General features: G+C 60.8%; 20 protein-coding genes. 12 read left to right on the forward strand and 8 right to left on the reverse strand.

The genetic code is table 11. The features are described 5' to 3' along the window. Nucleotides 1–153: 153 nt before the first annotated feature. Nucleotides 154–1,230, forward strand: coding sequence for a calcium/proton exchanger (gene cax, locus JQ580_RS28065; protein WP_212283701.1), 1,077 nt, complete (start codon nt 154–156; stop codon nt 1,228–1,230). Nucleotides 1,231–1,234: 4 nt separating this feature from the next. Here the strand turns inward: cax and JQ580_RS28070 are convergent, their stop codons facing one another. Next, complete coding sequence (locus tag JQ580_RS28070) at nt 1,235–2,677, reverse strand: DUF2254 family protein (protein WP_212283703.1); 1,443 nt, start codon at nt 2,675–2,677, stop codon at nt 1,235–1,237. A 703-nt stretch (nt 2,678–3,380) separates the two neighbouring features. Between JQ580_RS28070 and JQ580_RS33995 the strand changes: the two genes are divergently transcribed. Together JQ580_RS33995 and JQ580_RS28075 are read left to right on the forward strand one after the other, a co-directional pair. Continuing rightward, nucleotides 3,381–3,581 carry a hypothetical protein gene (locus JQ580_RS33995; RefSeq protein WP_249134482.1) on the forward strand — a complete coding sequence of 67 codons (201 nt, stop codon included), beginning with the start codon at nt 3,381–3,383 and terminating at the stop codon, nt 3,579–3,581. A 15-nt stretch (nt 3,582–3,596) separates the two neighbouring features. After that, nucleotides 3,597–4,016, forward strand: a complete 420-nt coding sequence (locus JQ580_RS28075; RefSeq protein ID WP_212283705.1) for a hypothetical protein — start codon at nt 3,597–3,599, stop codon at nt 4,014–4,016. A gap of 180 nt (nt 4,017–4,196) precedes the next feature. Here the strand turns inward: JQ580_RS28075 and JQ580_RS28080 are convergent, their stop codons facing one another. From JQ580_RS28080 to JQ580_RS28090, 3 genes are all read right to left on the reverse strand, one after another. Next, nucleotides 4,197–4,949, reverse strand: coding sequence for a ZIP family metal transporter (locus JQ580_RS28080; protein ID WP_212283708.1), 753 nt, complete (start codon nt 4,947–4,949; stop codon nt 4,197–4,199). Between the two features lie 282 nt (nt 4,950–5,231). Continuing rightward, the gene (locus JQ580_RS28085) at nt 5,232–6,104 is read right to left on the reverse strand and encodes an SDR family oxidoreductase (protein WP_212283710.1); all 873 of its coding nucleotides are present in this window, start codon (nt 6,102–6,104) and stop codon (nt 5,232–5,234) included. Beyond that, on the reverse strand, nt 6,101–7,942 hold the full coding sequence (locus JQ580_RS28090; RefSeq protein WP_409363234.1) for a glycoside hydrolase family 15 protein: 1,842 nt from the start codon (nt 7,940–7,942) through the stop codon (nt 6,101–6,103). Before JQ580_RS28090 ends, JQ580_RS28085 begins: the two co-directional genes overlap by 4 nt. A gap of 422 nt (nt 7,943–8,364) precedes the next feature. Here JQ580_RS28090 and JQ580_RS34000 point away from each other — a divergent pair, with 422 nt between their 5' ends. After that, nucleotides 8,365–8,751: a ribonuclease H family protein gene (locus JQ580_RS34000; RefSeq protein WP_249134483.1), complete on the forward strand. Its 387-nt coding sequence runs from the start codon at nt 8,365–8,367 to the stop codon at nt 8,749–8,751. Nucleotides 8,752–9,402: 651 nt separating this feature from the next. On the opposite strand, the gene JQ580_RS28100 is transcribed toward JQ580_RS34000, so the two are convergent. Together JQ580_RS28100 and JQ580_RS28105 are read right to left on the reverse strand one after the other, a co-directional pair. Next, complete coding sequence (locus tag JQ580_RS28100; RefSeq protein WP_212283712.1) at nt 9,403–10,077, reverse strand: response regulator; 675 nt, start codon at nt 10,075–10,077, stop codon at nt 9,403–9,405. After that, nucleotides 10,049–12,142: a sensor histidine kinase gene (locus tag JQ580_RS28105; RefSeq protein ID WP_212283714.1), complete on the reverse strand. Its 2,094-nt coding sequence runs from the start codon at nt 12,140–12,142 to the stop codon at nt 10,049–10,051. Before JQ580_RS28105 ends, JQ580_RS28100 begins: the two co-directional genes overlap by 29 nt. Nucleotides 12,143–12,280: 138 nt before the next feature. Between JQ580_RS28105 and JQ580_RS28110 the strand changes: the two genes are divergently transcribed. The 4 genes from JQ580_RS28110 (at nt 12,281) to JQ580_RS28125 (ending at nt 16,108) form a co-directional block, all read left to right on the forward strand. Next, nucleotides 12,281–13,081, forward strand: a complete 801-nt coding sequence (locus tag JQ580_RS28110; RefSeq protein ID WP_212283716.1) for a Crp/Fnr family transcriptional regulator — start codon at nt 12,281–12,283, stop codon at nt 13,079–13,081. A 77-nt stretch (nt 13,082–13,158) separates the two neighbouring features. Beyond that, a complete protein-coding gene (locus tag JQ580_RS28115) occupies nt 13,159–13,374 on the forward strand; it encodes a hypothetical protein (RefSeq protein ID WP_212283718.1) in 216 nt (71 codons plus the stop codon). Between the two features lie 128 nt (nt 13,375–13,502). Next, the gene (locus JQ580_RS28120; protein WP_212283805.1) at nt 13,503–13,976 is read left to right on the forward strand and encodes a PRC-barrel domain-containing protein; all 474 of its coding nucleotides are present in this window, start codon (nt 13,503–13,505) and stop codon (nt 13,974–13,976) included. A gap of 470 nt (nt 13,977–14,446) precedes the next feature. Next, the gene (locus JQ580_RS28125; RefSeq protein ID WP_249134484.1) at nt 14,447–16,108 is read left to right on the forward strand and encodes a peptidoglycan-binding protein; all 1,662 of its coding nucleotides are present in this window, start codon (nt 14,447–14,449) and stop codon (nt 16,106–16,108) included. A 178-nt stretch (nt 16,109–16,286) separates the two neighbouring features. On the opposite strand, the gene JQ580_RS28130 is transcribed toward JQ580_RS28125, so the two are convergent. Further along, nucleotides 16,287–16,787: a MarR family winged helix-turn-helix transcriptional regulator gene (locus tag JQ580_RS28130; protein WP_212283720.1), complete on the reverse strand. Its 501-nt coding sequence runs from the start codon at nt 16,785–16,787 to the stop codon at nt 16,287–16,289. A gap of 107 nt (nt 16,788–16,894) precedes the next feature. Continuing rightward, nucleotides 16,895–17,425, reverse strand: a complete 531-nt coding sequence (locus JQ580_RS28135; protein WP_249134486.1) for a hypothetical protein — start codon at nt 17,423–17,425, stop codon at nt 16,895–16,897. Nucleotides 17,426–17,753: 328 nt separating this feature from the next. On the opposite strand from JQ580_RS28135, the gene JQ580_RS28140 reads away from it, so the two are divergent. The 4 genes from JQ580_RS28140 (at nt 17,754) to JQ580_RS28155 (ending at nt 22,619) form a co-directional block, all read left to right on the forward strand. Then, complete coding sequence (locus tag JQ580_RS28140) at nt 17,754–19,088, forward strand: substrate-binding protein (protein ID WP_212283724.1); 1,335 nt, start codon at nt 17,754–17,756, stop codon at nt 19,086–19,088. A 101-nt stretch (nt 19,089–19,189) separates the two neighbouring features. After that, nucleotides 19,190–20,065, forward strand: a complete 876-nt coding sequence (locus tag JQ580_RS28145; protein ID WP_212283726.1) for a branched-chain amino acid ABC transporter permease — start codon at nt 19,190–19,192, stop codon at nt 20,063–20,065. A gap of 11 nt (nt 20,066–20,076) precedes the next feature. Next, nucleotides 20,077–21,924 carry a branched-chain amino acid ABC transporter ATP-binding protein/permease gene (locus tag JQ580_RS28150; protein WP_212283728.1) on the forward strand — a complete coding sequence of 616 codons (1,848 nt, stop codon included), beginning with the start codon at nt 20,077–20,079 and terminating at the stop codon, nt 21,922–21,924. Beyond that, the gene (locus JQ580_RS28155; RefSeq protein WP_212283730.1) at nt 21,921–22,619 is read left to right on the forward strand and encodes an ABC transporter ATP-binding protein; all 699 of its coding nucleotides are present in this window, start codon (nt 21,921–21,923) and stop codon (nt 22,617–22,619) included. Before JQ580_RS28150 ends, JQ580_RS28155 begins: the two co-directional genes overlap by 4 nt. The last annotated feature ends 77 nt before the right edge of the window (nt 22,620–22,696 follow it).

The raw sequence follows: 22,696 nt of genomic DNA on the forward strand, positions 1-22,696 counted from the left end.
AGCTTCTGAGGTTGAACCCTATCGAGGACCAAGGGTTATCCGGCAACGCCGTAGCCAAGAATCGGTCGCGTGCTCTCCACATGTGCCGGTGCAATGTCGTCGCTTGTGAGCGGACAAAGAACGAAGATTTCACAAGCTGATTGAAGGTACGATGTGAAGACGGTGGTTCTGTCCTTCCTGCTCCTTTGCGTCCCCATATCCCTCGGGCTGAAGTATCTTGTCGGCGCACCTTCGGTGTGGATTTTCATCGCGGCCGTTATGGCCGTCGCGGTCCTTGCCGAATGGATCCGTCGCGCCACAGAACAGCTCGCAGAGCGCGTTGGACCGGCGATAGGCGGTTTGCTGACCGTCAGCTTCGGCAGTATCGCAGAGCTCGTGCTGGCGCTCTTCGTGCTTGCCAGTGGCGAAACGGCTGTGGTTCAGGCGCAGATCACTGGATCCATCATCGGTACAAGTCTTTTCGGTTTGGGGCTGGCCATCGTGATCGGGGGCGCGACGCGAGAGCGGCAGAGTTTCAATCCCAGGAGAGCGGGGCTGCTCTCCACGTTGCTCATCCTGGTCGTCATCGCGATGCTGCTTCCCGCCGTGTTCAATTATACTGGCCAGATCGCCGGTCACGGCCGGGAGCTCCGCGTTACCGACGAGGAGCTTAGCCTCAGCGTTTCGGCCGTCCTGCTATCGCTGTATATGGCAAACCTAATCTACACGCTAATCACACATCGGGATGTGTTCTCAGCCGAGACGTCTCCCGGCAAGGCCGACTGGAGTCTCATGCGCTCTCTCGCGGTCATCATTGCCGCGACAGTTGCGATCGCGTTTGAAGCCGAACTGGTATCCGGATCGCTGAGCGAGACTGCTGCCAAACTGCAGCTCTCGCCCCTCTTTCTAGGTGTCATTGTGCTTGGCTTGGTCGGAACAGTTGCCGATCTGTTCGCCGCGGCCTGGTTTGCACATAAGGACAAGATGGGCCTGGTTCTCAGTATCTGCGTTGGTTCGGCGATTCAGGTGGCGTTGGTCGTAGCACCACTCCTCGTGATCATTTCGTGGTTCATGGGTCATCCGTTGAGCCTCGTGTTTTCCAACCCACTGTATCTCTTCGCCATCGCGGGCACGGCTCTAATCGTCAACGCGATCGCCCGAGATGGGGAAACGACCTGGTTTGAAGGCCTGCTGCTTCTCGGGGTCTATGTTCTGTTCGGGTTGTCCTTCTTCTTCACCGGGCCCGCTTAGCAGGTCACGGCGTTCGGCTCGACCGTGAATTAAGCTGGCCGATGCTCGCCGCCAGCTTGTCCCGAGCCAGCGCAATCGCCCCTGCACATTCAGGGGGGCCAGACATGCTCAGGGCGTCGACGAGGATTGACAGCGATGCTGCCAGCTCACGGGTCAAAATGTGGTCGCCCAACCCGGACAGCGAGCGCATGAGGCAATCCTCGGACTGACGTTGCAGGTCCAGCGGCAGGCGCGGATACAGGCTGGCAAACGTTCGATAAATCTGCGCGGCGCTCTGATGCTGCATCGACTCCGATGCGACGACAATCAGCGACTCGAACGCCTCCATCAGTCGTACCGGGAGATTGTCAACGTAGACCACGCCCCCAACCGTGCCGGAATCGACCTCGACCGTTGCCCCGAAGGAGACGTCCGTTGCGAGCCAGCGTGCCGCCAAGTCGCGCAGGTTCCAGATGGTCAACAGTCCCGGGTCCGGATTGGACTTCGCTGTCGAGATCGACGTCCACCCGATCGTCATGAGCTGTTCGATGCCAAACACGGCATCGGAGTCAAGATCGCGTTGCGCTTCGAGCATGATCGCCTCTCCGACGGTCGCCTTCAATTTCGAGGAGGTCGGCTGCGACGCTCTGATCTCCGCGATCGGATCGCCGAATGCGACGTATTCGCCGATCGAGACCAGGATGACGATTTCCACATCGGCTGGCAGGGCGTCGTCGATTGCAGCGACATCAATTCGCGTCAGGAAGCCGCTGCGCGTGGTATTCAGGCGTTCCGTTATAAGGCCCGGGTTCTGCGGCGACCGCCGCGTAGCGCGGAGCAGATCGTGCTGACGTTCGCGCGCAAGGAGGGTGTGATCATGGATCGATTTGATAATAACGACCGGACGCATCTGATTGATGGTCGTGTAGGTCAAAAGGATCAGCATGTAGAGAGCCACGACCGTCAGCAGGCCAGCCAGGGCCACACCATAAATCGGCTGGTGGCGCGGTTCAATGCTGGCCAGAACGATCAGTGCATAAAGCGCCAGACCGATGAAGAAGCCGAAATAGAGCTGATTGGTCCGGCGACGTAGAAACTGGTCGAAAACGAGGCTGGTCAGGGAGGCCGCGCCTTGTTGCACCGCGATGAGCAACAACGACAGCGTGATCGACGTTACCGTTATAATACTCGACGCGATGACGCCAAGAAAATTGCGCGCGCCCTGCGCATCGCTGAACAGTCCGCCCCAAATCTGTTGTGCATCATTGCTGCTGTTCGATAGGCGGCCCCGATCCAGTACGAAGGTGAGTAGAGCAAGCAACAGAAAACCGGCGATGACCAGCGTTGGTATCGTCAGAAATTCAAGAAACGCCCGACGGGTGGTTTCGAATGCGGAGCGCAGCGAGCCGGCCAGCCGAACCAGCGTGCCGGTGAGGGGAGATCTGTCCTCGTGGTGATCTGGCATCATGCGGCTACATCCGGCTTGAGAAGTTCTCAACGTTATCGAGGGTGTATGGGTCCGATCGTGGCGGCTATTCCGGCACCGAGAGTAGTCGGGCTCCGGGCTGTGCTTCGCCCGGGCTCGCAAACGATGACAAGTGCCGAGGTTAGGGGAACGGAGATCAAGGCCGCGGCGACAACCCCATACCCAGCTCCAGAACGCAAGTGCTACGATAATCGCGACGGGAGGGAGCGATTGGCTGGCCTGCAACGTCGGGTAAATGAAGTTGCCGATAACGACCTGCACCGCCGCGAAGCCCGCAATGCGATCAGGGACATGCTGACGCTCTGAAACTGTAAGTAGCCGCGAACCTCACGCCATACTTCTGCAGCGGATTGGGCAAATGGCCGAGCGTCTTTTCCTCCACGGTGCTCTCACCCCTATCCGGATTGGCCGGCTTGTGGCTTATCCTCCTTGGCCGCGGCGCCGGCTGCAGGAGCACGGCTCCAGACATCGAAAGACGACCTGCCTATGGGCTCGTGGGGTCTCGACACGCGAGTTCCTGATCCCAAGATAGCCTTACGAATTGGCCGATCTTGGAAGGCAAGTCCATCGTGGAGGCAATTCCAAAAGGTCGGTCAGACCAACTGGCCTCTCGCATCATTAACATTGTTGAGTGGCGGCGCGCGAAATGTTGGCTATGATGGGGTTTTCCCTTCTGAGGGCATTCATGTTCTATCCGGCAACTACTGCGTTATTGCGCGCGGTCTTAAGCGAAGTTTGCAAGAGCGTTTCGCGCCGCGAGATCGGAGCGCGTACCCATGTCGCCTCAAAGATACTGGAGGCTGCTACTAAAGGCGAGGTATCGCTGGACGAGCTCAGGCAGGTAGGCCGTGATGCCCTTTCGCGTGCACCTACGATGTGGCGCTGATCGGTTGAGGCGGGTGTGAATTTCCAGGTCACGGCGCTGAAGATCTTGGTGAGCTATCCGGACGGCTTCGCCGTCATGGAAGACCTCAAGCACGACATGGCCATCTTGGCGACCAGTGGTCGCGAATGGGCGGATCGGACCAAGCGCCTCGCCGCCCGGGTTCCGGATCTCGACATCTTTTCGCAAGGGCTGGTCGAACGCATCAGCGGCGGATGGCAGATTACGACCAAAGGGAGGGCCGTGCTCGAGTTCATGGAAGCTCGCCCCGCTGCGCCCGCACCGGTCCAAACTCCCTTGCTCGAGGCTGCGGCTGTGATAGCCCCTTCAAGTCACATTCCTTCGTTCCGGCAGCCTGCTGACCGCGCCAATCGGCGCCAAGAACGCCGCGAACGTCGTCGGGAGGCTCGCGAGCGAGCAAGGGCGAACGCTTCTTGAGGCGAGATTGAAGGCGAGAAACGAGCCCAGACGAAGTCCGGCGGCTCGGGTTCGTGCGGACTATTGACGAGTCCCGAGCCCGAAGCGCACCTAACGCTGCGGCGACCGACATCTAAGCCGCGCCTGAAGGGCAGTGGGCCGACAACACCTGATTGATTCAGAAAGGCGCCTAACGCCCTTCTACGTTTCGCCGACGTTAGAAAGCGCGAAGGCCGCAAGCAAGCCGACAACGACGAGCACGCCGGCCAGCTTCTGTTCGCCTTCGACAGCTTCCGGCACCATGGTGTTCACCACCATCGTGAGAAGAGCGCCCGCAGCTACGGCACTTACGGTAGCAACGACCTGAGGAGCAGCAGCGCCCAGGAAAGCTGCTCCTAACGCGGCGGCAGCTCCTGAAAGGATCGTGATCGCGCTCCATAGTCCAAAGATATAGGTGACTGAACGGCCGGCGGCCCGCATGCCGAGCGCACTAGAAAGGCCCTCCGGGAAGTTGGACAGAAAGATAGCGGCGAGCATCGCGATGCTGATGCCCTTTCCGCTCAACAGCCCTAAACCTAGGACAATGCTTTCCGGAATACCGTCGCGAAGTGAGCCGATGGCAATCGCCAGGCCTCCACCTTCACCAGCGTTGACCTGCTGGTCCCCGGACCGCTTGCGCGAGCGCGCTCCTTCTCGAGAGATTGCCCAATCGGAAAGAGCATAGGCGGCAGAGCCGGCGATCGCACCCGCAATGATAGGCCAGATACCCCCTTCCTGGTATCCGTCTTCCAGAAGGTCATAGGCCACGGCTGAAATCAGCACGCCGCAGCCGAAGGACATGATCCCTGCAGTAACGTAGCGAGGCATCGTAAATACGAATGCGACCGCTGCTCCCAGGAGCAACGATGAGGCCCCTAGCAGCCCCCAAAGACCCGCAGTAAGCCAGATTGCCATGGGAGCTGCCGCTACTTTTCGGCACGTAGCGAGGGCGAGGTCTGGCGAGGTGCTTTTTCCTCTTTTCTAAGGCCCTTCTTCGGAAAGCTGACTGAACGCTTCAGGGCGGACGTTAATGCCTTCGCTACCTCGCGGGCGATCTTGCTTGCGGCCATTGCGCGCGCGCCATTTGGCAATGCTCATTCCTCCTCTTGCCCAAGGCCCCATGCCGTAATACCCGCCTTCTCAAGCCGTTCCGACGGCCCCTTGCACTTTGGTTGAGAGTGTGCCGTGCGGCTTTATCTACCCCCCACTTGCAAAGCCCGGGAAAAGCATCATGCCGCCGTCGATGAACAAGGTGGTGCCAACCACGTAGTCGGACGCATCTGAAACTAGCCAGGTGACCGCTCGGGCGACATCGTTGGGCTCGCCGATGCGTTGATAGGGGACCAGGGTCATCAGGCTGTCGAAGGCTCCATTGGTTTCCCACGCTGGTCGGTTGATCGGTGTACGGATCGCTCCAGGCGCGACGCCATTGACCCGGATGGCCAACGGAGCAACTTCCTGCGCCAGGCTTCGCATCATCTGCATGACGCCGCCCTTAGAGGCAGCATAGTTCGCATGACCAGCCCAAGGGATCTCCTGATGGACGGAGCTCATGCAAACGAGTTTGCCTGCTGCCGCCGAGATGTTCTTCACCACACCTCGTTTCTTAAATTCACGCACGGCTTCTCTGGCACAGAGGAACTGTCCGGTCAGATTGACTTCGATGACTTTGTTCCACTGTTCGAGCGTCATTTCGTGAAACGGCGCATCGCGCTGCAAGCCGGCATTGCTTACCGCGATGTGTAGCGTTCCAAAATGACCTATGGCGCTAGAGAACATCGACCGGACGTCCTCCTCGTTGCTGACGTCGGCCTTGATGGTGATCGCCTTCCGGCCAAGCGCCTCGATTTGATGGGCCACATCGTCCGCTGCTTGTGGTTCGACCACGTAGTTGACGACTACATCAGCGCCAGAGGCGGCGAGCCCCAGGGCCACCGCGCGCCCGATTCCCGAGTTCGCCCCGGTTACCAGCGCAGGCTGTCCTTCCAACACGATCGGAAAGGGCACGGTTGCTTGAGGTCGCTTCTCAGAAGCGGCTGAGGCACCAGAATCGCTCGGCCTCTCTATCATACGTGTCTCCTCGGTGCGTCCTTACTTTTATTCCCCCTGCTCGGGATCGCTTTCCTGCTACCGCGAATTTCAGAAGGCTTTTCGCGGTGCGTGAGATTATGCGCGGTGTTCACAAGGGCGATGTGGGAAAAGGCTTGGGGGAAGTTGCCGACCAACCGGCTTCGCTCGACGTCATACTCTTCCGACAGCAGACCGAGGTCATTGCGGAGAGCCAGAAGCCGCTCGAACAATGCCTTGGCTTCAGCATCACGGCCGATCAGGTGATAGGCGTCCGCCAACCAGAAGCTGCATGCCAAAAACATGCCTTCGCCAGGCGGCAGGCCATCTTTGGTCGCCTTCGTATCGTATCGTTGCACAAAGCCGTCGTTGACCAGCTCGCGTTCGATCGCTTCAATGGTCGATATCACCCGCGGATCTTCGGGCGGCAAAAAACCCACCGCGGGGATCAGCAACAGGGCTGCATCGAGCTGGGACTCGCCGTAAACCTGAACGAACGTCTTTCGCTGTTCATCGTAGCCGCGCCGACAAACATCTTCCTGAATGGCGGCACGCTGCACCTTCCAATTGTCCACGGGACCGTCCATTCCGAACTCGTCAGCCGATTTGATGGCGCGATCGAAGGCGACCCAGGCCATGATCTTGGAAAAGGTGAAATGCTTGGCTCCACCTCGCACTTCCCAGATACCCTGATCCGGCTCCGTCCAAATTTCCTTGAGATGATCGAGGAGGGCACACTGGATCGCCCATGCCCGGTTGTTCTCGGGGAGGCCGCCTCGGCGGGCCTGGTATAAGGCGTCCATCAACTCGCCATAGACATCAAGCTGAAGCTGGGTGTGGGCCGCATTCCCAATACGCACCGGTTTTGAGTTCACGTATCCCGACAGCCAGGGCACCTCCCATTCTGTCAACCTGCGCTCGCCTGTGACGGCGTACATGATCTGCAACTGGTCCGGGCTTCCCGCCACGGCGCGGATGAGCCAGTCTCGCCAAGCGCGCGCCTCCTCGTAGTAACCGGCCCCCATAAGGGCCAACAGAGTTAGCGTGGCATCGCGGACCCAGCAGAAGCGATAATCCCAATTGCGAGACCCGCCAATTTGCTCAGGAAGCGAGGTTGTGGCCGCAGCGACAATGCCGCCGCTAGGTCCAAACGTCAGGGCTTTCAAAGTTATGAGAGATCTCAGAACCTGGTCCGAATAGGGCCCCGCTGCTCCACAACGGCTGGACCAATCGCGCCAGAAACTTTCTGTACGATCCAGGAGAAGCCACGGATCGTCAGCGGAGGCTGGATCTTCATATGATGTCTGGTAGGAGAGAACAAAGGCAGCGCGTTGGCCCGGTTCGACGGAGAACGCGCCGACTGTCTTCATCGATTTGCCGTGCAGCGGCACCCCCGTTCTTAGCACCAGCATCGACGCCCCCGCGACCAAGCTGACCGCACCATCCTCCAGGCGGCTCACCCAGGGTACACTGACCCCATAGTCGAACCGTGCGATCAACTCGCTCTCCATCTCGACGGATCCTTCAAGGCCCTCAACGATCCGGACGACCTTCGACGCGCCCGTCTTGGGGGGCATGAAGTCGACGAGACGTGCACGGCCCGTCTCCGTCGCGAAGACAGTCTCCAGAATCAGCGTGCCTGGTAGGTAGCGACGTTCGTTCGTAGATCGGTCGACCGGGCGAAGGCTCCAATATCCGTTTTTCTCATCTCCCAGGAGCCGCCCGAAGCAGCTATCGGAATCGAACCGCGGGAAACAGAGCCAATCGATTGAGCCGTCGCGCCCCACCAGTGCGCCGGTCTCGCAATCGCCAATAAGTGCGTAATCTTCGATTCGGGCCATCAGGACACCATTGATGGTCAATGTAAGTCGCGCCCTCCAGTTCCGCGCTCAGGTGGTCCCGGGCATGTACTTTCGTTTAGAGCGCGGCACGCGGAAGCAGAACCGGATGAAATCAGCACCCGCGCCGTATCGCTCGCGCTGAGCGGTGCGCCGGCTCTCACCACGTCCAGCACCCGCATTTGAATGGAAGGCCCGTTTTTGCCGACGACAGTACCTGCCGAGGCGTACCCGGAGGCATCGAGGAGGGACGCAGCCGTCCGGAGGCTGGTACGGCTAGGCCTTCAGAGAAAAGAGGCGCTTACGGAGAAATGCCAGCACCATGATCTCGTCGGAGTGAGCTTGGCGTACTGGCGCTTGAACTTCTGCGCGATCTTGGCTTCAATCAACTTCACGAGTTCACCGGACAGAGCGTCGAGCAGATCTTGCGGGCCTACACCCGCGCGGGAGCGCGCGCCATACTGGCTTCAATCGATAAGCGCCGCTTCGAAAATAGGTCCGAGGGGCAGCGCCTCGGCAAGATGCTCCGCTTCGAGTCTTCTCTTTGGGAAAGTGGCCATCATCATGCCGTGGCAGGCATCGACGAGGCCGGAATGAGCCCTCTCGCCGGACCGGTCCTCCGCCTGCGCCGTGATCCTGAAGCCCGGCACGCGGATAGTCGGATCGACGACTCGAAGAAGCTCGACGCAGCTGCTCGCGAAGAACTCGCGAACGAGATCAAGGCAAAGGCAGAGAGTTGGCGCGTGGCGTTTGTCCAGGTCGAGGAGATCGACGCGATCAATATCTATTGGGCGGGCATCCAGGCTATGTAGCGTGCGGTCCGCGGGCTGGGGTTGACGCCGCAGCACTTGCTGATCATGCAAAGCGGTTGAAGGAAATCGACATCCCTCAGCAGGCCATCATTAAAGGGGATGCCAAGTCCGCCAGCATCGCCGCTGCCTTCATCCTCGCAACAGTCGAACGCGCAACCAATATGCCGAGCAGGAGCCGCGCACACATAGTATCCATGATGAGACGGTCTCCCGGCTGGTCGAACTTCAAAAGCCGATCCGGCGGCTTTTATGGCGGATAGTCGGTTCGATGATTTGCAATCAAGCGATAGCAAAGGCCGAGAACAGCAGGCAGGCAACGTAGACGCAAGCGAGGCAAATGCCGGCGGTTCTGACCGTGCTCTCATCGACGTGGGACCGTGGCCGGCCCGCAAGCTTCGGCAACTTTTCGTAGCGTGCAAACAACCGTCGCCCGATGCGGCCTCGGAACAGTACATTTCTCATACGTGCCTCCGTTAGCTGGTCGGCTCCAGTGGGCGGAGCCGCGACGGCCGGTCCCATCACAGGAGCCGCGCTGGTGTCACTCGCACAAAAAAGATAGTCTGCGCGACACAAATGAGCAGTCGGGAGATGAGCGCGCTTCGTCGGGAAAATCCTGACGTCAATCGCCTCCATATACTTCGCCGGGATGGCTCAGACTTGATCCACGCCTTTCCCGGGATGACCTAGCCACCCTAATGCGACGCCATAGCGCACGATGTCGGCCCGCGTGAACAGCCCAAGTTTTTCCACGGCCCTCGCCTTGTAGGTTTCGACTGTCTTGATGCTGATGCTCAGCTGATTTGCAATTTCCTTGTTGCTGAAACCCTGTGCGATCAGTCTGAGAACCTCGCTTTCGCGCGGTGTCAATTCGCTGGTTGCGGCGGTGCCCGAAGACGAATGGCCGCCCTGCGTAGACGGAAGAGCCTTCTCCGCGATTGCGGGGTCCAGATACAGTCCGCCTCCGGCTATCGCGCGGACGGCACGCTCGAGTTCGTCGGCCGCCGAGCGCTTCAACAGATAGCCACGGGCTCCCGCCTGCAGCATGGGTTGGACGTAGGCGTGATCCTCGTGCACGGTCAGCGCGAGCAGACGGACCTGGGGCAATTGAGTTGCCAGCGTGCGGGCGACTTCCAGCCCGCTGACGCCCGGCAGCGAAATATCCAGGATGGCAATGTCGGGTGTGGTCTGCCGGATGACGTCGAGCGCGGTCTGTCCATCGGTGGCTTCGCCAACGATTTCGATGTCCACCACGTCCTGAAGCAAGGCTTTCATACCGGCCAGGACGAGCGGGTGATCGTCAGTCAACGTGATCCGGATCGGGCACATAGCCCATCTCCTCTACTGGCAGCGGAATTCTCATGAATAGCGACGTGCCATGACCGGGCTCGGATTCGATCGCCAACGATCCGCCCAACAGCGTCAGGCGCTCTTCTATGACGGAGAGGCCTAATTTTGCATGGCGGCCGTCACTACGGGAGAACCCCTTAAGGTCGAAGCCGTTGCCGTCGTCTTCGACGACGATCCTCAGCTCTGTTGCGCGCCGATCAATCACAACACTGACGTTTCTCGCCCGGGCGTGCTTGACCACGTTGTTTACGGCCTCCTGGACGGCCCGATAGGCCGCTATTTCGACGTCCTGACCGAGGCGATCCCTTTTGCCCAGCGGCTGAAAATCGACACTCATCCCGAAGCGGCGCTGGATTTCGGCACAAAACGCTTCGAGCGCCTTGTAGAGGCCGAGATCGTCAAGGGCCGTCGGCCGCAGATCCGCGGCGACTTGATGGATATCGCGGCCGATCCCCCTTGCCAGCCCTTGCAACCAATTGAGCTTTTCCAAGCCGAGCTTCCGTTTCTGGCTTGCGCCGAAGAATGGCTCGAGGCCCTTCAGGCCGAGAAGGAGCCCCGTGACCGTCTGGCCGATCTGGTCGTGGAGTTCTCTTGCGATCCGACGACGTTCGTTCTCCTCCGCCTCCGAAAGACGTCTGAGCAACTGCTGCCGTTCCAGCTCGGCCCGCTTGGTCTCATCGATATCCAGGATGACCCCGTATACAACGTCCAGATTGTTTTCGTCGAGCCTGGAGAGGCGTCCGCTGGCTCGCAGCCACCTGCCATGAGGTGGAGCGGTACGAAAATCGGCGATTGCGACGTTCCCCGAACGGCAACTGAGCAGCGATGCCTCAAACTTCTGTTGGTCAGCAGGATCGATGCTGCTCAGCATCCGCTCGACGGGCAGGCTCATGTCGCCGTCGGAGCGCGAGCCTTCGATCTGGAGCATCTCGCGTGCGCGGGGCGATACCAGCGCTTCTCTGGTCGTAAAATCCCAACTGAATACGCCAAGGTCTGCCGCATCGATCGTCAGCCTGCGTCGCTCCTCACTGGCACTGAGCGCCAATGCTGCCTGTGCCTCTTGCTCTCGCCGGCGAAGCGAGATGTCGCGGATCGTGTACCACGCCAGTGTGAGGGCCAGTACGAAGCTCAGGACTCCTCCGCCGGCGAGAAACATCGCAGAGCGCTGCACCGGACCGTTGAGCTCCTGCGTCGGTATTCCAAAATGAACCGACCATCCGCTGGTTTCTGGAATGACCTTGTAGATCGAATCGACCTGGTCGCCGGCGGGTGTGGTCTTGACGTAACTTCCTTCCGGCGCGGAGGCGATCGCTTCGCGGACCGTGGCGCTTGCAGACTGCCCGAGTTCGGATTGCTCGCCGAAGGTGCGGGCCACGATATTGCCCTTGGCGTCGACGACAAAGCCCACCCAACCTGCCGGTGCTCCTGCGCTCTTCAAGATCTGGTTGATCGCATCGGGCACCAGAGCCACGGTCAACACAAACCTCAACTGCCCGTCGCGTTCGACCGGGGCCCTGACCGCAACCACGCGCTTGCCGGTGAGAGGACTTCGGGGGCCAATTCCGCCGATCGCCGGCTTCCTCGTCTTCAGGATCTGCTCGAAATTCTCGCGATCGGCGATGACGCGCATTCCGTCTCCGAGTGGGCGGCTAACGTCGAGCACCTGATTCCCATCGGGATCGACGAGCTGAATCGTCTGCCAAAGCAGGCGGGCTTCGTTGATGCGTGTAGCCTCGCGATAGAATGCATCGAGATCCGGCTTATCGAGCGTGGCGGAAGCTGCAAGAGTTTCGGCGATCTCGAGCTGGAGACTTATTTCGGAAGCCAGGCGGTTGACGACGTTGTCCAGCGTCTCCACCGCGGCCGTCTGGGAGCCACGGCGTTGTTGCTGAGCATTCAGGAATACGACCCATCCTGCAAAAAGCGCCAAGGGCATGGCTGCGGCAATGAAGACAAGGATCAGGGGACGGCGGGCCGCGCGCCGGGCGCTCGACGCCGGCCTTTCCAAGCCAGCAGGATTCAAATGAGACGGCCAAACGACCACGTTTCGGCTCTTCCTCGACGCTTCTGTTGCAAGTCAGGTTTTTCCCGACACAGCCCGATGGCCACCCTGACTCCCAGGATGCTTCGATCCAGCTCATGCTACAGGCAATCATTGTTGCGGTCTAGAATTTGGCTTGACATGGAACATTCATCATCGTCGCGGCTGTTACTCGATGACAAACTCGACGTGGGCCGGCCCCGCGAAGATGACGCTTTCTGCGCCGTTGGCGGAAACGAGCTCGTGGCACGGCTGTCGGCGTCGTCGCGATCTCGCCTGCTCGATAGTTGCGAGACGGTACCTCTGAACAAGGGGCAAATTCTCTACGATCGCGGCATGCCTTTGCGATACGCATATTTCATCGATTCGGGCGGATGTTCCGTCACGACCCGGGCGGGCGACTGCTTGCCCGTCGAGATCCATACCCTCGGGATGAAGGATTTCGTTGGTGTGCCGCTTGTCCTCGGCATGCACGTCTCGCCGCATCGCTGCAGCGTACGAATGCGGGGGCAGGCGCTGCGTATCCCGTCCGTGCAGCTGATCCCCTTGATCAAGCGAGACGTCGAGATCGAGAAACTTCTTCTTGGGTATGTGCAGGCGACGCTGATTCACAGCGCGCAATTGTCGGCTTGCAATGCCAGGCACTCGCTGCACCAGCGTCTGGCGCGCTGGCTACTGGTCGCAAGCGACAGGTTCGGATCTCTCGAGGTGCCTTTTACGCACAGCTATATCGCCAATGCGCTCGCGGTCAGGCGCGCCGGCGTTACGGTTGCTCTAGGAAATATGGTGCGCGAAGGCGTGATTGGATGCCGGAGAGCGGGATTGGTTGTGATGGATCCGGCCAGGCTCAAGACGATGTCGTGCGATTGTCAGAGCATCATTCTCGCGGCGCACAACCGCCCTTGTCCGGTACCGCCCCTGCGTGTTGCATATTCTGGGTAGCGTAGCGGCAGTCTGGTTCACTCGTAGGGGACCGAGCAGTACCCACGGTTCGAAACAGGTTGGCAGAGAGGCGGGAAATGTCGTCGCAAGACATCAAGATGCGAACTGACGCTGAGGTCCTGGTGGCCGCCGTGGAGGAGGCCCAACGACTGCTCGCTGCTTACGAGAACCCCTGCTGTCATCGGACCAGAGATGACATCATCGCCATGGTCGAGTTCATCATTTGCAACCCTTCTGTCACGCGCGCAATGCTGCGCCAAAAAATGCGCAGCCGCCTCAAGCTGGTCGGATGAATGTCCGCGGGCGTACCGCGAATCCGACGATACGAAACTTCCGATCGCGACACGAGTTGACGATGATCTAACAACAAGGAGAAATCGTCGTGAAGAAAACTCAAACTCTCTGCCTTATCGCATCAGCGATGCTGATGGCGACACCAGTCTTGGCGCAAGCCCCCCAGAGCGGTGCGACAGCTACGGCGCCCAATAATCAATCAACGACTGCTTCGACGGCATCGATGCACAAGCAAGGCGAATGGCGTGCGTCGAAATTGGTTGGCGTGAACGTCTACAACAACAGCAATGAGAAGATCGGCGACATCAACGATCTGATCCTGGATTCCAGCGGCCGGGTTGCCAATGTGGTGATCGGCGTGGGCGGCTTTCTTGGAATGGGCGAGCACAATGTTGCCGTAGCCTTCGATCAGCTGAAATTCTCGAAAGTACCGGTGAATACGGCGTCGAACGCTGGTGCCGGAAAGACCGGAAGCGCAAGCTCGGTGACGACGGGAAGTGCGTCGACGTCGGTAAACCGCAATGACAACTGGTATCCGGATCACGTGGTGCTGAATGCCGACAAGGATCAATTGAAGAAGATGCCTGAATTCAAGTACTGAGACCGACCACTGTCGCACTTTCACCGCGGGCTGGCCAAGGCGGTGTCATCGCAGATGGCGCCGCCTTTTCGGCTGTCTTCGAGTGTGTGATCTACTTCGTTTGCGTTGAGACGAATGCAGCTTGAACTTCCGGTTTGAATCGATCAGCTTGCGCCGCGCTGGCTGAGGCAGCCCTGATTTCGGGTTTGCTCACCGGATAGGCCGCTGATCGTTGCCGAGCGGCGCCCGATTGGATTCCTCCGTCGACAATCGGCTTGCCATTGTCTGGCGGTGCGCGCTCTTTCGGGCAGTGGTCAGCGTATCTCTCGACGATCTTCGGCCTCCAAAGAAGCTGACAGAGGTCCCCGCTACGAGGAACGATCCTCTCCTCTGCCAGTTGCTCGGCGACGGACATTCGCATTGCAAGACTGCATCGATTTGTCCGCCTCATCCAATTGGAGTTAGCGAACAACCGAGAGGAGGAATGCAGCATGAAAAGAATGAAGAGCAGGTTTTTGGTCACGACAGCGATGCTGCTGGCCAGCATAGGCCTTGCGTCTGCACAGGGTGTGAGCGGAGGAGGGGCGGGGAGCGGGACGCCTGAAAAAGGAATGTCCGGTGGCCATGCCGGTGGGGCGGGCAGCGGCGCTTCCAGTCGGGAAGGTGCTTCCCACAATGAATCAATGACACAAGGCCGAGGATCAGGATCTCGCGAGAGTGAGCAGGCCGAAGGCCCCTCCGCAGGAAACAGCGAGGCCAGCCGGGCGCAGAGCCGGGAATCCGGCTCGCATGAGCAGGGCCGCGCTGAAGGCTCGCGGGAGAGCAGCAAAGGGCAGACGGCGGACCGCGACAATACGCGCCGCTCAGGGGAATCCAGCAAGGAGCATGAAGCCAGCAAGGAGGAGCGCGATAGTAGTAAGGACCATGCTCAGCAGCACGGCCAAAAGGGCAAGGATCAGGCGGCCGGTCAGGCCAAGTCCGACCGTGACAGTAAGCAGCGGGCGGATGACCGTACGCAGGACAAGGGCAAGAGCGACGCCAACGCCGACAACAAGACAAAGAGCCGCCAGAGCGGATCCGGCCAAACTGCACAGGAGCAGAATTCGAGCTCAGCCAGCCAGAATGCGGCACAGGGCCGCACCGACGCGCAGGATCAGGCTCATAATCAGATCTCGGCCAGTACTCAGACCCAGAGTGGCAAGCAGGTGACGGCGGAGCAGCGCACGACGCTGCAGCAGTCGGTCGTGCAGGCCAGCAAGGCTCCCCACATCAACGCCAGCTCGATCAATTTCCAGGTTCGTACCGGCATCGCGGTTCCATCCAGCGTGACAATCGCCTCGGTTTCCACGTATCCGGCTCTGATCGATGTTTTCCCTGCCTATCGCGACGATAGCTTCTTCGTCGTGGAGGATGAGGTCGTGATTGTCGACCATGATCGTCGCATCGTCGACGTGGTGCCGGTCGGTGCCGGCGGGCGCTTCGCCGGCGCTGCCAGCCATGGGGGCGGCACGAGTAGCGGCAGCAGCACTTTAGCGGCCGTTGACCTACCGGCTGATGACATCCGCGTCATCCAGCGCGTGTTGATCGACCGTGGCATTCTGCATGGCGAAGCCGACGGCATTTGGGGCCCCGAGACTCGCGAGGCAATCACCGTCTATCAGCGACAGCAAGGGATCGCTGTGACGGGCACCATCGATATGCGCACGGTTTCGTCGCTTGGCGTCTCCAACCGGCTGAGCCAGCAGGCAAACCAAAGCATCCAGTCACAATCCACGTCCGCTGGCGCTCAGAACTCGGCTGGGATGCAGACCCCAACCGGCAACCAGGCCGCCACCGGTCAGGGACAATCCGGTACCGGCACTGCTCGGAGCCAGACGGGTCAACCGACGGACCAGCTGAACGCCGGCACCGCTGAGTCGAAGCAGCCCACGAACCAGAAGAACACGGCCGAGCAGGCACCGAACCATAATTCCGGCCAGGCGCAGAACCAGCCGTCTTCAACGACGGGACGGAACTCGCCTAATCCGTCGACTACGACTGGTCAGGCTAACCAGCCGTCGCCGAGCGGAAACTCGTCGACAGCTAATCATCCGAGTGCGAACCAGACTACATCCCCGAATGGGTCGACGGACTCGGGTACGAACAAGAAGTAGGCCGCGCAGCAGCAAAGGGGTCTTGCTTCGGCTTGGCCCCTGTCTGCGTGCCATATAACCGGGCGGCAAAGTCGCGCGGGCCATGCCGTGGCTGCGCGGGCATGCCATTCCGAGACGCCCGGTACATGACAGGGAGGTGCGCCGCAGACGCACAAGCGGGCCGAGCGGACGCAGCCGCTCAGAGCCTGTGCTTCTGAATTGGAATTGTCCTAGCTTCGAACGACCCCAGCAGTTGACTGAAGGCCGGGCTCGCCGCGCGGCGGAGTTCTTCGAGATTCTTCTGCGAGAGAGATTTTAGCTTCCGCTCACCCGTCCTGGTCAGCTTGAGATGTACTCGTCGTGCATCTGCCGGATCCGCGACGCGGCTTACCAGTCCAAGCTTGGCCAGGCGATCGATCAATTCGACGGCCGAGTGGTGGCGGATCAGAAGAAACCTTGCCACGTCGCCGATGGTAGCCGGTCCCGTGGGTACGAAGCCTTTGATGCCGAGCAGGGCCTGGTGCTGTGTGGGCGTCAATCCCTGTTGCGCAGCAGCTGCTTCGCTGAACGCAAGAAAACTCCTGATCTGAAATCGAAAATGTGCCAATGCTGCGTAGTCGGACTCGCGCATGGTGCGTCGAGCCCGCCGCTGAGGGGACCCAGTTTCCTTGATGCGCTGCGCCTTTTTCGATCGAACCATCTTGTGGGCTTCCGGCCTTGCCGTGCGTGAGGCAGCATTATTCAAAAGTAGCAGAAGGCGGTTCGTCGGGCCATCGGTCGGGGAAGCGACACACAGCTATTAGCGATCTATTCGATACCAGACAGAAGAATCTTGACCAGGACGATCTGAAACGCAATCGGAATACGCACACTTTTGCGCCGGACTGAACGCTGGAGCGCGCCGACGACCTCAGCACGGGTTAAGACACCCGCGGACGCGTTGGCGATCAGTCCGCTCCACATCTGCGAGAGCGACCCGCCGGGAGGGATCACTGGCCTGATCGTCACCCCGCAGCCCTGGGCCCAGTCGACGATTTCCCTCAAGGTTTGAGGACCGCAATTGCGGGCAGCTGCAAGACGCTCAGCCGTCAGCGCCCGCAGCAATTCGCGCGAGGGCGACCAATTCCCCTTCGGCGACTGCTCGCCGGTGAGTTCGAGCGCGAGTTCCTTCAGGACATTCTGGGCGCGCACGCTCAGTCGCTTCATCGGCGCGGGCGCACGCTCGGCCTGAACCGAGCCAATGGCCGCTCCGACTTTGCCGACCGTCTGGTTGCGCGGTTGGCAGGAACCCTTGTCAGCCTGCGTCGGAACACGCTGCGTGCTTGCCTCTCGCTCCAATAACGGAGCCTCTTGCCGATCCGCTTGCTGAGACCAGGATCGTCGCCTTCGAACGCTTGCCGCCATCGTGTTCCGCATCATTGCCTCGTCAAGCTCGTCGGAGACTACTCACAAAGACTAATATATATCGTGATACGATATGTTTTCACGAGACAATTTGCGCCGTTCGACCAAAGGCGAAATTGACAGAAGACGTTCACGAGCAATGTTTACATGCAAGAGCTGCACGCGGATGTGATGTGCCCGGCGCACGCAGGCCTTTGAGGCCCGCTGCCCGGGACAGGTCGTGCTGTGCCAGCAATCAAGGACGACATCGGAGGAAACGATCATGACTGATAGTCCCATTCGCCGTGGCCTTTCACGCCGTGGCCTGCTGCAGACCACGGCGGGTCTCATCGGCGGCTCGGTGCTGCCCGCGATGCCGTCCTTTGCCGAGGACAAGCCGGCGATCGGTACCTATCCCGCGGGCGTCTCGGGTTCCACCGCCTTCATCGGCATCTCGGTGCCGCGCACCGGCACCTATGCCGTGCAGGGCGAAGACGAGCTCAAGGGCTATCAACTCGCGATCGAGCACATCAACGAGGGCCATGAGCTGATCAAGAAGATCTCGCCCAAGACCAGCAAGGGCGTGCTCGGCAAGGAACTGAAGTTCGGCGTCGCGGATTCCGCTGCCAAGCCGAACGAGGCTGTGCAGGCGCAGCAGCGCTTCATCAGCGAGAACAAGGCGATCATGATCACCGGCGGCACGTCGAGCGCGGTGGCGGTCGCGCTCAACAAGCTCGCCCAGCGCGAGCATGTGATATTCGTGTGTGGCATCTCAGGCTCGAACGACACCACCGGAAAGGACTGCGTCCGGTACGGTTTTCGCCAGAACTTCTTCGGTCAGACGGCCGCGGCGGCGATCGGCCCCATCATGGTCAAGGAATTCGGCAAGGCGAAGAAGGCGGCATATCTCACGCCGGACTACACCTACGGTCACACCGTCACGAAGTCGATGCAGGACTTCCTCGCGACCGCAGGCTGGACCACCGTGACCAACCAGGTCGCGCCGCTCGGGGCGCCCGACTACTCCTCTTATCTTCTGAACGTTGCGAACTCAGGCGCCGACGTTCTGATTAACGTCAACTGGGGCCACGACGCGGTGCTGTCGACCCAGCAGGCCAAGCAGTTCGGCGTGCTCGACAAGATGAAGCTGGTCGTCCCGTATCAGGTGCCGTTCATCGCGCGCGAGACCGGCGGCCTGATGCAACGCGTCTACGCCGCTACCGACTATTGGTGGACGCTCGAGGACAAGTTCCCGCTGGCCAAGATGTTCAACGAGGCCTTCGAGAAGAAGTACGGCTACAAGCCGGAATGGGGCGCCGAGAACGCCTATGTCAGTTTCGCGCACTGGGCCCGCATGTGCGAGCAGGCCGGCAGCTTCAATCCGCCCGATGTGATCAAGGCCTATGAGAAGGGCGAGACGATCCCCTCGCTCGTCGGCGACGTGCACTACCGTCCCGAAGACCATCAGTGCGTCCGCCCCGTGATCATCGTCAAGGGCAAGCAGCAGAAGGACATGAAGAGCAAGGAAGACTGGTACGACGTCGTCGAGATCGTGCCGGGCGAAGGCCTGATGCAGAAGCCGGACGCGTTCGGCTGCCATCTCGGCGACTATAGCTGAGCCAGTGCGTTTCTCCCGTGACGCCGTAGGCCCCTTCCGGCTCCTGCGGCGTCACCTTGTTTTTGGTGCGCGCACTAGGGTGCCACAACCGTGATCATTGCATGATTAGTTGGCCTAACCTCATTTCGCAGCTGTTCAACGGTCTGGCGCTCGGCGCACTGCTCGCGCTGATCAGCTCCGGCTTGACCATCATCTACGGCACGCTCGGCGTGCTCAACCTCGCGCATGGTGCGATGTTCATGATCGGCGGCTATGCCGGCTTCGTCGCCTACCAGTACACTGAATCGTTCATCCTCGCCGTGATCGCAGGCTCGCTGTTCGTGATGCTGCTCGGCGTAGCGATGGAACGTCTCATCATCCGCCACTTCTATCATCGCCCGCACGAAGACCAGCTGCTCGTGACCTTCGGGCTCGGCATCTGCTTCGTCGAGCTGGTGCGTCTGGTGTTCTCGAGTCAATCGCAGATCGTGCCGCCGCCGGCGCTGTTCCGGGGCATCACCAATCTCGGCTTCATGTTCTATCCCACCTACCGTCTCGCCGTAGTCGGCATCGTCGCGATCGCGCTCGGTGCGCTGTTCCTGGTCCTGTACCGCACCCGGCTCGGCATGATTGTGCGCGCCGGCATCGAGGATTCGGTGATGGTCGATTCGCTCGGCATCAACGTCTATCGCGTCTTCATGGTCGTATTCGGCATCGGCGCAATGGCCGCCGGCTTTGCCGGCATCGTCAACGCGCCCGTGGTGTCGCTGACACCGGGCATAGGTGACGACATCCTGGTCCAGACCTTCGTGGTGGTGGTGATCGGCGGCGTCGGCTCGTTCCCCGGCGCGATCCTCGGTGGCCTGATCGCCGGTGAGATCATCAGCGTCACCTCCATGTTCAACCCCGGCTATGCCTATGTGATGCTGTTTGCGGCGATGACGCTCGTGCTCGTGGTGCGACCGCATGGCCTGCTCGGCGCGCAGGGCCGCGAATAAGTGATCCGCTGATGCTCAAGCAACGCCCGTTCCTGACCGAGACACTGACGGCCATCGGCCTGATCGTGGCTCCCTTCGTGCTGCCTCACCTTGGCTTCGCGCCCAACACGGTGAACCGGATCCTGGTCTGGGGCCTGTTCGGCCTCGGCTTCGACATCCTGTTCGGCTTCACGGGCCTGCTGTCGTTCGGCCAGTCCGCCTTCTACGGCACCGGCGGCTTCGTCGCCGCTTACCTGCTGACCCGCGCCGGCTTCAGCAACGTGCTGGGCGCGCTGGTCATCGGCATGATCGCGGCGGCGGCGACCGGCTATCTGATCGGCCTGATTGCGCTGCGCCGCACCGGCATCTACTTCGCCATGATCACGGTGGCGATCGCGGAGGTGTTCTTCTTCGTCGAGTTCAATCCGCTCTCCGATTTCACCGGCGGCGAGAACGGACTGCCGGGCGTGCCGACCCCGAGCTTCAATCTCGGCTTCACCACCATCCACTTCACCAATGGCTGGTCGCTCTATCAATTCATCGCGCTGTGCTATTTCGTCGGCGTCATCATCGCGCTCAGGATCGTGCGCTCGCCGGTCGGCGCAATTCTGAGCGCGATCCGGGACAATCCGCTGCGTGCCACCGCCGTCGGCCACAATATCCACGGCTACAAGCTGACCGCCTTCGTGATCGCCGCCGCTTACGCGGGCTTCGCCGGCGGCCTGCTCGGGGTGCTCCAGGCCTTCATGCCGCCCGACGCCTTCACCTTCGACACCTCCGGCCAGCTCGTGATGCAGACAGCGATCGGCGGAAGGGCCACGCTGTTCGGCCCGCTGGTCGGCGCAACGGTGTGGCTGTTCCTGCAGGATTTCCTCCAGTCCGCGCTCGGCTTGGGCGCAGCCTGGAAGCTCGTGCTCGGCGTCGTGTTCGTGCTGCTGGTCTGCTTCCTGCGCGGCGGCATCGTCGGAGGGATTTCCGATCTCTATCGCCTCGCTTCAGGCAGGCGCAAGCGGACGGAAGACGAGACTGAAGGAGACGCGACCGACACCGAGGCGAAGCAGGAATCCCCGTCGGCGCCGATGCTGGCCAAGGAGGTCGAGCATCCAGCTTATTCCGGACCGATCCTCAAAGCCACCGGCCTCACCAAGCGTTATGGCGGCCTCGTCGCCAACAGCGACATTGATTTCAGCGTCGATCAGGGCGAGCTGCGAGGCATCATCGGTCCAAACGGCGCCGGCAAGTCGACCTTCTTCAAGATGCTGACCTGCGAGGTCGCGCCGACATCGGGCCAGATCGTGTTCGAAGGCCGCGACATCACAGGCCTGAAGGTCACGGAGGTTTGCCAGCTCGGGCTCACCAAGAGCTACCAAGTCAACCAGCTCTTCACCGGCCTCACGGTACGAGAGAACCTGACGATCGCCGCGCTCGCCGAGCTGCGCGGCAAGTTCCGCCTCGATCTGTTCCGCACGCTTGCCGGCGTCAAGGGCCTGACGGAGCAGGTGGAGCACACGCTCGCTTTGGTGAACCTGACCCGCCGCGCCGACACGCCCGTGTCCGAGCTCGCCTATGGCGAGAAGCGCAGGCTGGAGATCGGCCTTGCGCTCGCCACGTCGCCGCGCCTCCTGCTGCTCGACGAACCGCTCGCCGGCATGAGCCCGCGCGAGCGGGTGGAGACCGTCGAGCTGCTGAAATCGATCGCGCGCGGCCGCACCATGATCATCATCGACCACGACATGGATTCGCTGTTCGAGCTGGTCGAGCGCGTGACCGTGCTCCAGGAAGGCCGCGTGCTGGTGTCCGGCACGCCTGAAGAGATCAAGACCAACGCCGCGGTGCAGGAAGCCTATCTCGGCGGCGTGCATGGAGAGATCGCCGCATGAGCCTGATCGAGGTCCACGGCCTGAACAGCTATTACGGGGACTCGCACATCCTGTTTGACGTCGCCCTGCGCGTCGAGCGTCACGAGGTCGTGGCGCTGCTAGGCCGGAATGGGGCCGGCAAGAGCACGACGCTGAAGAGCCTGATGGGCGTTGTAACGCCGCGTAGCGGCACCGTGAAGTTCGACGGCATCGACATCGCTGGACGCAGAAGCCACAAGATCGCGCAGACGGGCATGCAGCTGGTGCACGAGGAACGCCGGATATTCGGCAGCCTTTCAGTGGAGGAGAACATCCTCCTTGCCGGGCTCACCGCGCCGAAGCGTTGGCCGCTCGGCCGCATCTATGAGATGTTTCCCCGGCTGAAGGAGCGTCGCAGCAACCGCGGCACCGAACTCTCCGGCGGGGAGCAGCAGATGCTTGCGATCGCGCGGGCGCTGGTGCGTGATCCCAAGATCGTGCTGCTGGACGAGCCGTTCGAGGGTCTTGCACCCGTGATCGTCCACGACCTCGTCAAGGCCTGCCGCGATCTGGCGGCTGCGGGGCAGACCATCGTGCTGGTCGAGCAGAATCTCGCGGCGACGCTGGCCTTGGCGAGCCGGATCTACATCATCAACAACGGCCACATTGTACATGAGGGGCCGGCACTGGAGCTGAAGGCGCAGCCGGAGCTGCTGCAGCGCTATCTCGGCGTCTAATTGGTCCCGCGGGCGGCGAGAACGAAACATCGTCGAAATCGACGCAACGTCTTCACTACGCGCGCCAAAATTCAACA

The organism is Bradyrhizobium sp. SZCCT0148 (genome assembly GCF_018129985.1).
GTDB lineage: Bacteria > Pseudomonadota > Alphaproteobacteria > Rhizobiales > Xanthobacteraceae > Bradyrhizobium > Bradyrhizobium japonicum_H.

What these genes read in the sequence shown, in the direction of transcription:
- JQ580_RS28100 (WP_212283712.1), bottom strand. Translation starts at nt 10,077, where the DNA reads ATGTGCCCGATCCGGATCACGTTGACTGACGATCACCCGCTCGTCCTG.
- JQ580_RS28125 (WP_249134484.1), top strand. Translation starts at nt 14,447, where the DNA reads ATGAAAAGAATGAAGAGCAGGTTTTTGGTCACGACAGCGATGCTGCTG.
- JQ580_RS28120 (WP_212283805.1), top strand. Translation starts at nt 13,503, where the DNA reads ATGCTGATGGCGACACCAGTCTTGGCGCAAGCCCCCCAGAGCGGTGCG.
- JQ580_RS28155 (WP_212283730.1), top strand. Translation starts at nt 21,921, where the DNA reads ATGAGCCTGATCGAGGTCCACGGCCTGAACAGCTATTACGGGGACTCG.
- JQ580_RS28140 (WP_212283724.1), top strand. Translation starts at nt 17,754, where the DNA reads ATGACTGATAGTCCCATTCGCCGTGGCCTTTCACGCCGTGGCCTGCTG.
- JQ580_RS28080 (WP_212283708.1), bottom strand. Translation starts at nt 4,949, where the DNA reads ATGGCAATCTGGCTTACTGCGGGTCTTTGGGGGCTGCTAGGGGCCTCA.
- JQ580_RS28150 (WP_212283728.1), top strand. Translation starts at nt 20,077, where the DNA reads ATGCTCAAGCAACGCCCGTTCCTGACCGAGACACTGACGGCCATCGGC.
- JQ580_RS28085 (WP_212283710.1), bottom strand. Translation starts at nt 6,104, where the DNA reads ATGATAGAGAGGCCGAGCGATTCTGGTGCCTCAGCCGCTTCTGAGAAG.
- JQ580_RS33995 (WP_249134482.1), top strand. Translation starts at nt 3,381, where the DNA reads ATGTTCTATCCGGCAACTACTGCGTTATTGCGCGCGGTCTTAAGCGAA.
- JQ580_RS28070 (WP_212283703.1), bottom strand. Translation starts at nt 2,677, where the DNA reads ATGATGCCAGATCACCACGAGGACAGATCTCCCCTCACCGGCACGCTG.
- JQ580_RS28115 (WP_212283718.1), top strand. Translation starts at nt 13,159, where the DNA reads ATGTCGTCGCAAGACATCAAGATGCGAACTGACGCTGAGGTCCTGGTG.
- JQ580_RS28090 (WP_409363234.1), bottom strand. Translation starts at nt 7,942, where the DNA reads ATGGCCCGAATCGAAGATTACGCACTTATTGGCGATTGCGAGACCGGC.
- JQ580_RS28145 (WP_212283726.1), top strand. Translation starts at nt 19,190, where the DNA reads ATGATTAGTTGGCCTAACCTCATTTCGCAGCTGTTCAACGGTCTGGCG.
- JQ580_RS28110 (WP_212283716.1), top strand. Translation starts at nt 12,281, where the DNA reads ATGGAACATTCATCATCGTCGCGGCTGTTACTCGATGACAAACTCGAC.
- JQ580_RS28130 (WP_212283720.1), bottom strand. Translation starts at nt 16,787, where the DNA reads ATGGTTCGATCGAAAAAGGCGCAGCGCATCAAGGAAACTGGGTCCCCT.